At 69.4% G+C, this 11,858-nt stretch carries 12 protein-coding genes; 2 read left to right on the top strand and 10 right to left on the bottom strand.

Annotation, left to right across the window (positions count from 1 at the left end; translation table 11 throughout):
- Positions 1 to 180 precede the first annotated feature (180 nt).
- Positions 181 to 921: a peptidyl-tRNA hydrolase gene (locus tag OC490_RS37730; RefSeq protein ID WP_262062550.1), complete on the top strand. Its 741-nt coding sequence runs from the start codon at positions 181 to 183 to the stop codon at positions 919 to 921.
- A 120-nt stretch (positions 922 to 1,041) separates the two neighbouring features.
- On the opposite strand, the gene OC490_RS37725 is transcribed toward OC490_RS37730, so the two are convergent.
- The 4 genes from OC490_RS37725 to OC490_RS37710 form a co-directional block, all read right to left on the bottom strand.
- Positions 1,042 to 2,763, bottom strand: coding sequence for a dolichyl-phosphate-mannose--protein mannosyltransferase (locus tag OC490_RS37725; protein WP_262062552.1), 1,722 nt, complete (start codon positions 2,761 to 2,763; stop codon positions 1,042 to 1,044).
- 90 nt (positions 2,764 to 2,853) lie between these two features.
- On the bottom strand, positions 2,854 to 3,228 hold the full coding sequence (locus OC490_RS37720) for a cellulase (RefSeq protein ID WP_262062549.1): 375 nt from the start codon (positions 3,226 to 3,228) through the stop codon (positions 2,854 to 2,856).
- A 10-nt stretch (positions 3,229 to 3,238) separates the two neighbouring features.
- Positions 3,239 to 3,745: a SigE family RNA polymerase sigma factor gene (locus tag OC490_RS37715; protein WP_262062548.1), complete on the bottom strand. Its 507-nt coding sequence runs from the start codon at positions 3,743 to 3,745 to the stop codon at positions 3,239 to 3,241.
- A 203-nt stretch (positions 3,746 to 3,948) separates the two neighbouring features.
- Entirely contained in the window at positions 3,949 to 4,590 is a 642-nt protein-coding gene (locus tag OC490_RS37710) for a methyltransferase family protein (RefSeq protein ID WP_262062547.1), read from the bottom strand.
- Between the two features lie 183 nt (positions 4,591 to 4,773).
- Between OC490_RS37710 and OC490_RS37705 the strand changes: the two genes are divergently transcribed.
- The gene (locus OC490_RS37705; protein WP_262062546.1) at positions 4,774 to 5,667 is read left to right on the top strand and encodes a DUF2236 domain-containing protein; all 894 of its coding nucleotides are present in this window, start codon (positions 4,774 to 4,776) and stop codon (positions 5,665 to 5,667) included.
- On the opposite strand, the gene OC490_RS37700 is transcribed toward OC490_RS37705, so the two are convergent.
- Genes OC490_RS37700 through OC490_RS37675 form a run of 6 tightly spaced genes read right to left on the bottom strand, consistent with a single transcriptional unit; the run spans position 5,648 to position 11,814 of the window.
- On the bottom strand, positions 5,648 to 6,196 hold the full coding sequence (locus OC490_RS37700) for a flavin reductase family protein (protein ID WP_262062545.1): 549 nt from the start codon (positions 6,194 to 6,196) through the stop codon (positions 5,648 to 5,650). The genes OC490_RS37705 and OC490_RS37700 overlap by 20 nt on opposite strands.
- Positions 6,193 to 7,611 (bottom strand): MFS transporter, encoded by a 1,419-nt coding sequence (locus tag OC490_RS37695; RefSeq protein ID WP_262062544.1) that lies wholly within the window; start codon positions 7,609 to 7,611, stop codon positions 6,193 to 6,195. Before OC490_RS37695 ends, OC490_RS37700 begins: the two co-directional genes overlap by 4 nt.
- A gap of 1 nt (position 7,612) precedes the next feature.
- Positions 7,613 to 8,947 carry an NtaA/DmoA family FMN-dependent monooxygenase gene (locus tag OC490_RS37690; protein WP_262062543.1) on the bottom strand — a complete coding sequence of 445 codons (1,335 nt, stop codon included), beginning with the start codon at positions 8,945 to 8,947 and terminating at the stop codon, positions 7,613 to 7,615.
- Positions 8,944 to 9,603, bottom strand: coding sequence for a cysteine hydrolase family protein (locus tag OC490_RS37685; protein ID WP_262062542.1), 660 nt, complete (start codon positions 9,601 to 9,603; stop codon positions 8,944 to 8,946). Before OC490_RS37685 ends, OC490_RS37690 begins: the two co-directional genes overlap by 4 nt.
- Complete coding sequence (locus OC490_RS37680) at positions 9,603 to 10,664, bottom strand: LLM class flavin-dependent oxidoreductase (protein ID WP_262062541.1); 1,062 nt, start codon at positions 10,662 to 10,664, stop codon at positions 9,603 to 9,605. Before OC490_RS37680 ends, OC490_RS37685 begins: the two co-directional genes overlap by 1 nt.
- 40 nt (positions 10,665 to 10,704) lie before the next feature.
- A complete protein-coding gene (locus tag OC490_RS37675; RefSeq protein ID WP_262062540.1) occupies positions 10,705 to 11,814 on the bottom strand; it encodes an ABC transporter substrate-binding protein in 1,110 nt (369 codons plus the stop codon).
- Positions 11,815 to 11,858 lie beyond the last annotated feature (44 nt).

Here is an 11,858-nt window from a genome sequence, read left to right as displayed (position 1 = left end):
CACGGCCGCCGTGACCAGAGCCGCCCCGCCAAGGGGGAGCAGCGGGACCGGGACCGTGCCCGACTGCGAGCCGGTGACCAGGCCGCTCCCCGCCCCTGCGCCGGGAAACCGGTCCCTATGCGGTCGAGCCACTCAGTGGTGCTTACAAGGGCCGATCTTCCGCCTGGCAGACTGGAGGACGTGACCAGTGAATCCCCCGTTCCCGGCGACGACCCCGACCCCTTCCGTAATGAGCGCACCGTGCGCGACGAGGCTCCGCAGTTCGTGTTGCCCCTGGTCGTACGGATCGAGCGGGATGCTCCCCCGGCTCGGACGGACGCGTTGGAGACCGCGGCCCGGGCCGTGCTGACGATCCTGAGCGACGAGCGGGCTCTCGGTGACGGGGAGTGGGCGCAGGTCATGCGGGACTGGCAGGACGCGCGGATCCGGAAGGTGGTGCGGCGGGCGCGCGGGGCCGAGTGGCGGCGGGCCGAGGCTCTGCCGGGCATCACGGTGACCGGGAAGTCGGCGGAGGTACGGGTCTTCCCGCCCGTCCCGCTCGACGGCTGGCCCAAGGACCTGGCCCGGCTCCAGGTGTCGGGCACCGACCTCGACGACCCCGAACCGCCGGCCGACGCGGACCCGACGGCACCGGTGCTCTGGCTGAACCCGGACCTCGACATGTCCGCCGGCAAGACGATGGCCCAGACCGGCCACGGCGCCCAACTCGCCTGGTGGGAGCAGTCGGAGGAGGAGCGGACCGCCTGGCGTCAGGCGGGCTTCCCGCTCTCGGTCCGCACCGCCGCCCCCGCCCAGTGGGCCGAACTCATCAGCAGCGAACGGCCGTTGGTCCGGGACGCGGGCTTCACGGAGATCGCGCCCGGGCTGACTGTTGCAGTCGAGGGACACCACCGTGTCCGGTCTCTTTGGCGTCTGACCTGATGCGGTTGCTTCAGTCACTGCGTCCGGCGTGCGCTCCAGTCCATGTGCGACCTGGGGGCACACCCGGTGAGTCGGGGCGCGAAGTCGGCCTCAGGAAACGAGCAGGTCTCACACGCGGTCTCAGACCCAGGTGTCGAGCCACATCCTGGCGTGCCAGTCGGCGTACGGGATCGTCTGTCCTGTGTAGATCGGGAAGAAGTAGACGAAGTTCCAGGCGATGAGCAGGACCAGGGCACCTGCAGCCAACGCACCCCGGGTGCGGCGCCGCTGGGTCGCGCCCGGCGGACCCAGCAGGGCTCCCAGCATCATCGCCACCGCCAGGCACAGGTACGGCACGAAGACGACCGCGTAGAAGGAGAAGATCGTGCGGTCCTGGTACAGGAACCAGGGCAGATAACCGGCAGCCACCGCACACAGGACGGCGCCGGCGCGCCAGTCGCGGCGCAGCGCCCATCGGTAGAGCAGATACACGAGGGCGCAACAGGCCGACCACCACAGGAGCGGTGTGCCCAGGGCCAGGATCCCCTCCGAGCAGTCGGCCGTCGTGTGGCAGCCGTGCGTCCCGGGTTTCGGTGACTCGTAGTGGAACAGCACGGGACGGCCCAGGACCAGCCAACTCCATGGATTCGACTCGTACTTGTGAGGAGTGTTCAGCCCCACGTTGAACCGGTAGACGCCGTACTCGTAGTGCCACAGGCTGCGCAGCGGGGCCGGGATCCACGACCAGGTGCCGCCGCGGCCGTCCGCCCAGTGCCGTCCGTAGCCGTTGTCGGACACGAACCAGCCGGTCCAGGTCGCCACATACGTCACGACGGCGACCGGCACGAGGGACACCACCGACCAGCCGAGGTCCTTGCGCAGCACCGCCCGATAGGGGCGACGCGCCCCGGCGACGCGGCGGGAGCCCACGTCCCACAGCAGGGTCAGGATCACGAAGAAGGCGAGGAAGTACAGGCCGTTCCATTTGGTGGAGGCCGCCAGGCCCAGGAAGAAGCCGGCGGCGAGCCGCCAGGGCCGCACTCCCGTCCCTGCTCGGTCGCCGGTGTGTCCGTCCGGGCGTATGCGGCCGTCCTCCTGGACCGGCAGGGCCTCGGCGAGCCGGGCCCGCGCATGGTCCCGGTCGACGAGCAGGCAGCCGAACGCCGCCAGTACGAAGAACATGACGACGAGGTCGAGCAGAGCGGTGCGGCTCATCACATAGTGCAGACCGTCCACCGTCATCAGCGCGCCGGCCAGGCAGCCCAGCACGGTGGAACGGAACAGGCGGCGTCCTATTCGGCACAGCATCAGCACCGACAGTGTGCCGAGACACGCCGTCATGAAGCGCCAGGCGAAGGGGTCGAGGCCGAACATCCACTCGCCGAGGGCGATCACCCACTTGCCCGTAGGCGGGTGTGCGACGAAGGCTCCGGTGTCGGAGAGCGGGATCACCTGAGGGTCGGCCAGGATCTGCGGGTCGGCGATCTTGCTGTCCGGCCACGTGCTCTCGTAGCCGAGCCGCAGCAAGGCCCAGGCGTCCTTGGCGTAGTACGTCTCGTCGAACACGACGGCCCGCGGGCTGCCCAGACGCCAGAAGCGCGACAGCCCGGCAACGAGCGTCACCAGCAGCGGCCCGCCCCATTCCGACCAGCGCGCCAGTCGGCCCGCTGTCACCGGGGACAGCCCGAGCATGCGCCACAGCCGCGCGTCGGGCTCGGGAAATGGCACGACCAGGCGGTCCCGTACGGACGTGCGCGGTCGCTCGACGTAGCCGAAGCGACGCAGACGCCGCTCCCAGGAGATCGCCTGGGACTTCGCCGCCTGGCGCGGGGCGTCGGCCAACGCGGGCTCGTTCTCATGCATCACGTGGTGAGCTTTCAGTTCGTGGAGAGCAGGACAAGCGGGGATCCGCCGACCGGCGGGCGGTGGTGGTCACGCCGGCTCGGTCGGCCCTCACTGACCGGAACTCCTTGAACCCGGCCAAGTGGCGGCTACCCGGGTGGTGGTTGAGGTCCGTGTCGGCAGCGACGCCCCCTCGGCAGTGGAGGCGGGGCGGGCCGTCGACGGCCCCGTGACCGACTCCGCAGAGGTGACGGGGCGGGGCTGAGGATCGTTGGACCCGCTCTGAGCGGACAAGCTCGCCAGGAGCGTCAGTCCGACTCCGAGTCCGGCGACGGTCAGCAGGGATCCGGTGGCCATCCAGACCGTCCGGGCCCGCTGCCGGGCACGGACGCCGGCTCGCAGGCGGACTTGGTGCCGCTCCTCGTAGGGTGTGTCTTCGTCGCCGTCACGCATCATGCGGGCCAGCCCCTGCTCGAAGTGGTCCATGGCTCCTTCTTCACTCCACCGACTCGACTGCCTCGGCCAGAAGCCGCCGCAACCGTGCGACGCCGCGTGCCGTGAGTGAACGGGCGGTACCCACCGGACACCCCAGCACCTTCGCGACATGCTGCTCGGGCAGGTCCTGGTAGTAGCGCAGCACCACCGCGGCCCGCTGCCGCGCCGGCAACAACGCCAACATGGCCTCCAACCGGGTCCGTTCATCGACGGCGTCGGTCTCGTCTCCCACCTCGGGCGGGTCGGGCAACTGGTCGACGGGGTGCTCGCCCCACCAGCGACGCCGTGCCGAGCGAGCCGCGGCGCGGACCAGAACCTTGCGCACATAGGCCTCGGGCGCCTGCTCGGCCACCTTCGGCCACGCAAACCACAGCTTGACCAGCGCTTCCTGCAGCAGGTCCTCCGCCCGGTGCCGGTCTCCGCCGGTGAGCAGCTTCGCCAGATGAAACAACGCCGACCACCGAGCCGCCACGAACCGGTCGAACTCGTCGGCCCGCGACTGCTCCATCAGCGTCGACCCCTTACCTCCCAGTCGGCGACGCCGGCCTCGGACTGCAGCGTCGCGGGGCAGCGCAGCGTCATCGACCCCGGTACGCCCCGCACGACCGCGGACACGCCCCCACACCTATAACAAAGGCAATGACCCCTACCCCGCTATGCGCTCCCATCATGTGGCGTGCATCACATTCACCTTTCCGCCGGCCTGGTCCCTCACGACTGACTGTCGACGGCCCGGGGCGCGACCGGAACAGGTCGGGTCCACGGGATCAGGGCCGGAACCCGGGCCCGGTAGGCCTCGTAAGACGCACCGAACCGGTCGGCCATCAGCCCGTCCTCGATCCGGACGCGGCGCAGCAGCCAGGGGACGGCGACCGCCAGGAGCACGATCCAGACGCCGAAGCCGCAGGCGAGCATCCCGCCGAGGACGAGGCCGAGGAGGCCGGTGTAGATGGGGTGCCGCACTATTCGGTAGGGGCCCTCGGTGCGCAGTTCGTGGTGTTCGTGGACCAGCGGGATGCTGGCCCACATGACACCGAGGACCCAACGGGCCCACAGCAGCAGAGCCGTGGAGGCGATGGCCAACAGGGTGCCCAGAAGGGCGAGTTCGGGCTGCCAGTACTGGAGGTGGTGCCAGAAGGAGTCCGGAGCCTGTCTGATCAGGACAGAGAACGCGTAGGCACCCACGACCAGCGGAACCCGCCGGAGCAGGGTGCGGCGCAGACCGCGCGCCCAACCGCGCAGCCCGGCTTCGCTCTTCACACCGAAGTAGACCGCGCCGATAACCCACGCCACGACGAAGATCGCGACGCAGACGCCGATGAGAGTGACGAGTGCGGAATGCAGTGAACCCATGGCACAAGGCTGCGCTCCGACCTGCGTCGATCACCACCACCCACGGGCTGATTCAGTGGCTCCACCCTCGGGTGGAGACCTGTCGTTCTCGGCCGAAGTGACGCAGCTCACGACGGATCGCGGCATCGACCGGCCCGTGTCGGAGCGTCCCCTCTCTGAAGGTCCGAGTAGGGGGAAGCAACAGTGCGCCGTGGCTACAAGTGGGTCGACCGCGAGCTGGCCCGGATGGACCCGGAGACCGACTGGGAGCGGATGATCTCGCTCTACGTCGGCCACCGCGTCCCCGAGTTCGCGCTGGCGATGATGGTCTATCCGGGCACCATGCGCATGATGCAGCCGGGCTTCGGATCCGCCACCCTGGCCCACACCGCGAAACTGGAGAAGAGACCCCAGCGGCGTTTCGAGGACGGCAACAAGTTCCTGATGGCCTGGATGGTCGACGGGTTGTCCAGCTCGGCGGGCCGCGGCGCCGCCGAACGGCTCAACCGCATCCACCTGGGTATCGCCCGCGCGACCCCGCACCTGCCCGGCAACTTCGACGACACCGACGACTTCGTCTATCCCCTGGTCCTGCTGGCGACGTTCGCGGACCGGCTGCAGACCTCGCTGGGGCTGCCCGGTACGAGCGAGAGCATGAAGGTCGCCTGGCATCGCTGGGCGCAAGCTCTCTTCCGCCTTCTGGAACGCGAGTCCGGGCCGCTGGCCGACGAGGCGTTCCCCGAGGACTGGGACGCGATGACCGAGTTCGCCCTGAAGTTCGACGCCCGGCCGTACGAGGAGACGGAGTCGGGTCACCGTGTGGCGACCGCGATGATGGAGTTCTTCGCCGAGCGCTGGTTCCCGTCCCCCTTACGGGCGTTCGGCAGAGACCTGACCCGCTGTCTGGCCGGCGAGCGCGTGTGCCGGCTCCATCGGATCGGCTGGATGAGTCCCCGCCGCGAGTGTGCCGTCCGCGCCTTCCTGAAGTCCGCGTTCCTCGCCCAGCGCCTGCTTCCCGACTTCCGCAGGCCGCTTCCCGAGCGGCTGCGGCAGAACCGGCGCCGCACCGGCCCAGGACTCAACTCCCCAGCATCTTGAGCGTCCTTCGATGCCACACCAGTGGACTCCGCGCGTCGTCCGACCGCATGGCCAGCACACGCAGCACGATGATGTCGTGGTCGCCTGCCGGGTAGCTGTGCTCGACCGTGCACTCCAGCCACACTGGTGCGCCGTCGAGGAAGATCGCACCGGATGCCGCTTCCACCGTACGGAGGTCGGCGAACCGGCCCGCCTTGCTGCGGGAGGCGAGTTGGCGGGCCTTGTCGCTGTGCCCCTCCCCCAGGACGGAGATCCCGATCGCCTGCGCACGGGACAGTACGGGCCAAGTGGTGGAGGTGTGTTGGGCGGCGAAGGAGACCATGGGCGGGTTGTGGGAGACCCCGACCGCGAACGACGAGACGATCATGACGATCGGGTCGTCCTGGACACGGGCGGAGATGGCGGCGACGCCTGACGGGAACCCGGAGAACGCCCTCGTCATCTCCCCGGGATCCGAGATGATGCCGTCCAGATTCTCCAGGCCTTCCATTGCCGTCATCGTGCAACCCCCGTCTGCGTCAGGCTTCATCGGGCGACTCCTGTGGGTAGTTGTGACGCGGCGGGCAGCGCGGAGCGACCGCCCCCGGGAGACTCGGTTCGCAGGAGTACGGATGCCAGGAGACAGACCAGTCCGACCGCCGCGAGCCCGCCGAGCGTGACCGCGTAGCCGTGGCCGGCCAGCAGAACGGCGCAGACCGCGCTGCCCAGTACCGCGCCGAGTTGCTTCATCGCGTTGAAGGTTCCGGAGGCCGCACCGACCTCGTCCGGGCCGACCGATGTGACCGCCGCGATCGAAAGGGGCGACCAGACAAAGGAGTTGGCCACCCCGTACACCGCGAACGTGGCGGTCAGCGCGGCGATCGGGGCGTCGGTCGCGACGAGCACCGCCGACGCCCCGATGGACAGGACGAGCGCGCCGGAGCCGATGACGGCGACCGCGCGGGACCCGATTCCGTTGTTGAGCCGGGCCGACACCGGCGCCCCCAACAGGCAGACCACGCCCATCGGTACGAGGGTGAGGGCAGCCGCGCCCGCGTCGAGACCGCGCTCCCGCTGGAGGTACAGCATCAGCGGAATCATGGCCGACCCGGAGCAGAAGGCCGCGGCGGCTCCGGCCCAGGCCGCGACGACGAACCCCCGGCTGCGCAGCAACTCGACCGGCACCAGGGCGCGTTGCCCGTCCCGGCGCTGGAACCACACCACCCCCGCGACCACCACCACGCCGACGACGACGAGCAACCACCGTGGCACGCCCAGCACTTGGGCCCGCGCCGCGTCCGTGCCCTGGATGCCGATCACCAGCGCACCGACACCGCTCGCGTTCGCACAGATCGCCCAGACCGGGATGCGTGCCTCCTGGCGCGGCAGGACCGGTACGAACGCGGCCACGGCGACCATCGCGGCGACACCGACCGGGACGTTGACCCAGAACACCGCGGGCCAACCCCCGGCCGCCACAAGGAATCCGCCCAGCAGCGGCCCGACAGCCACCGCCGCTCCGCCGACCGCGCCCCAGACTCCGAGCGCGACGGCGAGACGCGGCGGCCGGAACAGCGCCTTGATGAGGGTCAGGCACTGCGGGGTCATCAGCGCGGCACCGATGCCCTGTGCAATCCGCCAGGCGACAAGTGCCGTGATGGTGGGGGCAGTTGCGCACAGCAGCGAGCCGAGCGTGAACGCGGCCAGTCCGACCAGGTGGACGCGTCGATGGCCGTAGCGATCGCCCAGCCGTCCCGCGACGACCAACGGCACCGCGTACGCGATGAGATAGCCGCTGTTGACCCACATCGCGGCGGTCTCACTGGCGTGCAGCCCACTGATCAGTGACGGCAGCGCGACCGAGGTGATCGTGCTGTCCAGCAGCAGCATGAAGAACCCGGTGCACAGACTGCCGAGGGCGAACCAGTCACGCCGTACGCCCTCGCCCTCATTCACTGCGGGCATCTCAAACTGCCAGGTTCTCGCGGAGAGTCGATCCGGGGTAGGCCGCTGCGAGCGCACCGCGGCGGCGCAGTTCGGGGAGCAGCAGTTCGCTGATCGCGGCGAAGCCGGCGGGCATGGCCAGTGGGCTGGAGAACATGAAGCCACCGCGTGCTCCGGTGGCGGCGAAGTTCTCCTCCAACGCGTCGGCCACGGCGGCCGGATCACCGACGAGGCTGTGGTCCAGGCCCGTCGCCCGCCCCCGGCCGTGCGCGAAGAACTCGCTGCGGCTCATGGTGTGATCGGCGCCGAACTCCGCGACGAGCGAGCCGACCAGCCCCGCCGGACTCGCGTTGGCAGCCGCCAACTCGTCGCGCAGTTCGCCGAGTTGGAAGGAGGCGGGCAGCGTCGAGAAGTCGTAGCCGGCGTTGTGCGAGAGGTAGGTGGCGACCGCCTCCTCGTTCCAGAACTCGTGCACCGCCTCGCAGCGCGCCAGCGCCTCGGCCTTCGTGCGGCCGACGATCACCTGGGTGGCCCAGAGGATGCCCACGTGGTCCGGGTCCCGCCCCTCGGCGAGCAATGCCTCGTCGAGCAGCTTGCGATGGCGCTGCTGGCCGGCCAGATGTCCGCCGAAGCCGAAGACGAGGTCGGCGAAGCGGGCCGAAGCGGCAATGCCCCGGGGGGAGTTGCCCGCCTGAACGATGAGCGGGTGGTACTGCGGACCGGGTACGGACGCGAGCGGTCCCTTGACGGTGAAGAAGCGCCCTTCGTGGTCGATGGGGTGCACCTTCTCGGGGTCGGCGAACCGGCCCGTGCTGCGGTCGCGGACGATGGCGTCCGGCGCGACGGAGTCCCACAACGCCCGGCAGACGTCGATGAATTCCTCCATCCGCTCGTAGCGCAGATCGTGGTCCATCAGTTCGGCGAAGCCGTAGTTGGCCGCGTCGGCGCCGCGGGTGGAGGCGACCACGTTGAAGGCGATACGGCCGCCGGTCACATGGTCGAGCGAGTTCAACAGCCGGGCGACGTAGAAGGGATGCATGAAGGTGGAGGAGTACGTCAGGCCGAAGCCGACCTTCTCCGTCACGGTGGACATCGCGGCGATGACCGGTGCCATGTCGTGGCGCGGCCACTGGATGCCCCACTCGACGGCCGGTGCGATGCTGCCGCGCCAGGTGCTGGGGATGCCGCTGCCGTCGCCGAAGAACAGCAGGCCGACGCCCGCGCGTTCGGCGGTCTGCGCGAGTTCCATGAACATGCGGACGTCGGGGAAGTCCCGCCCGATCCAGGAGCCCTGGCGCGCCCAGGCGCCTTCGGTGTGGGTGAAGGAGAGGTCGTAGCCGATGTGCATTCCGGTCATCGCGCGGCCTTCTTCCACAGCTCGACGACCTCGTCGGCGTCGCTCAACACGGCCACGTTCAGGCCGAGTTGGAACAGGGCGGCGGCGTTGACGTGGTGGTCGTAGGCGGCCGTCGTGTCCTGGGGCACGACGACGGGCCAGTCGAGTTGGACGGCGTCCTGGGCGGTCGCGTACACACAGCACTCGCTCGTCAGGCCGACGACGGTGAGCCAGTCGTAGCCGGCCGAGCGCAGCCGCGCGTCGAGATCGGTGCCGAGGAAGCCGCTGTAGCCGCGCTTGGCCACCCGCAACTCACCCTCGGCGGGCTGCATTTGATACCACTCGGCGCCGGGCGTCCCGATCCGGCACGGCTCGTCCGGGCTCATGGGTGCGTCGTAGTCGCCCTCGCGCAGCCAGTTGCTCGACCGCCACGGCCGTGCCGGGTCGCTGCCCAACTCGACCCAGACGACCGGTACTTCGGCGGCGCGCGCGGCGTCGACGAGTTCGGCGATACGGGTGACCGTCCGGTCCAGCGCCGCCAGCGCCTCGTCCGTCAGGCCGTACGCCCCGAGCCGGTCGGGGTCGGCGAAGTCCCGCTGTACGTCGACCACGACGAGTGCGGGCCTGCTCTCCGACCGTGCGAGGCGGGCGAGTTGTCTGTCGCGCAGGTCGGACATCAGGCCGTCACCTCGTCGCGGGCGCGCAGCGCGGGGAGCACGGTGTCGCCGAAGAGCAGCATGTCCTCGTCGTACTCCGGGAAGATCAGCATGAGTCCGTCGAGGTCGGCCTCGCGCACGATGTACTCGATGTGCTCGGTGACCGTACGGGTGCTGCCGGCGACGTACGGCGTCTGGAAGGCGGCCTCCCCGTTGGCACCGGCGGCCCAGGCGCGCGCCTGGTCCTCCGGGACACCCCAGGTGTGGCGCATATGGGCGAGGGCCTCGCGGTCGACGCCTACGCCCCACTCCTTGACCTTCTTGACGGCCAGTTCGTCGGTGTCGTCCTGGACGACGGTGAGCATCGAATACGTCTTGCAGACACGGCCGTTGGCCTTCGCGCGGGCGTGCACGTCGGCGGAGAGCGACCGCATGTCGTCGAGGCTGTCGGCGGCGAGGAAGGCGCCGTCGGCGTACCGGGCCTGGAAGCGGCGGGCATCCTCGGAGCGGCCCGCGCTGATGACGGTCGGCCGGGTCGCCGGGTGCGGGCGGGACTCGCAGTCGACGAGGTCGAAGTACGGGGTGCGCATCGTGACCGAGTCCTCGGTCCACAGCCGGGTGACGGCCTCCGTCCAGAGTTCCGTCATCCGGTAGCGGTCCGCGTGGCTCAGCTCCGGGTCCCAGTCGCCGAACTGCTCGAACTCCCCGGCGTACGAGCCGTTCACGATGTTCATCCCGGCCCGGCCGCCGGAGATGTCCTGGAGGGTGGTGAGCATCTTCGCCGCGACGGCGGGGTTGTGGATGTTGGCGTGCAGGGTCGCCCAGATCTTGACCCGGCTGGTCGCCTCGGCGAGCGCCGCCATCATCGTCATCGACTCCAGCGAGCGGCCCCAGTGGTCCGTACTCCCGCCGAAACCACGCCACTTGGCCATCGACATCACGAAGTCGAGACCGATGTTCTCCGCGTGCAGGGCGGCACGCCTGTTGTACGCGTAGGTCGCCTCGGGATGCGGCGCGGTGGTGGACAGCATCCAGCCGCCGTTCCCGATGGGAAGGAAGATTCCGTACTCTTTCGCGGGCACGTTGCGGGCCTTTCTACGGCTCTGCGGGTTACTTGCGTTCTTACGGCGCGGGCCAGACGAGCTTGTCGCCGCTGTAGATGTCCTTGACGAACGAGGTGTCGAACCACGCCTCGGCCTTGGCGGCGGTCACACTGCTCGGCACGATCTTGAACTGGTGCAGCATGGCGACGAGTTGGGTGACGTTGTCGGTGTCGATGCCGCCCAGCGGCTGTCCGGGCGTCGGGTTCTCCTTGACGACCTGTGTCTCGGTCTTCCAGATCGTCGCGTTGAGCTTCTTGTCGTAGGTCGGGCCGGACAGCTTGGCCGCGTAGCCGACGCATTCGGTGATGTGCGCCTCGCCGGCGGAGCAGTACGCGTACGCGTGCAGGGCGGCGCGCAGGATGTCCTCGACGGCGTGCGGATGGGCCTTGGCGAACGCCGGGTTGACCGCCATCGCGCCGATGGAGCTGGGGATCTTGTAGTCGACCGGCTTCCACACGGTGACGTCCTTGCCGGCCGCCTTGAGCTGGTTGGGCTCGTTGGAGATGAACCCGGTGAGCGCTTCGAGGCCGCCCTGCTTGCGGGGCAGCACGGAGGGGTCGTAGCCCTCCTTGACCAGCTTGAGCGAGTCCCACTTCACGCCGGCCTTGACCAGCATCGCCTCGACGGCGGCGGGGACGTAGCCCTTGTGTCCGACGACCTTGCCGTCGAGCTGGGTGAGGTCGGTGATGTCCTTGTTGGTCATCAGGATGTCGAGCCCGGCGTTCGAGTACGAGGAAATGCCCTTGATGTCGATGCCGTTGGCCTGGGCCTGGATCAGGTCCTGCTCGGAGATCGCGGACACGGTGGCCTGTCCGCCGGCGAGCAGCTTGGTGTTCTGCGCGGTGTCACCGCTGCCGGGCTTGAGGTCGACGGTGAGGCAGAGGTCCTTGAAATAGCCCAACTTGGCGGCGGCGATGTATTCGAGGATCGAGACGGAGGACTGGAACTGGTACCCGGAGAGATACGTGATCTTCCCGGCGGCCTTGTTCTCGGCACAGCGCTTCGCGGAAATCGCGGAACCGGCGGAACCGGCGGAGGTGCTGTCGTCCGAGCCGGAGCCGCATCCGGCGACTCCGAGCGTCAGCACGGTGGCGATGAGAGCGGATCTGGTGAGGCGATGACGGGACATGGTTGACTCCAAACTGGCGTAAATGCCGGGAAACCAATAAATAC

The sequence above is a fragment of the Streptomyces sp. STR69 genome, from assembly GCF_024519455.1.
Classification (GTDB): Bacteria; Actinomycetota; Actinomycetes; order Streptomycetales; family Streptomycetaceae; genus Streptomyces.
The sequence above is the reverse complement of the archived record's forward strand: the minus strand, read 5'-3'. Positions and strand labels throughout refer to the sequence as shown.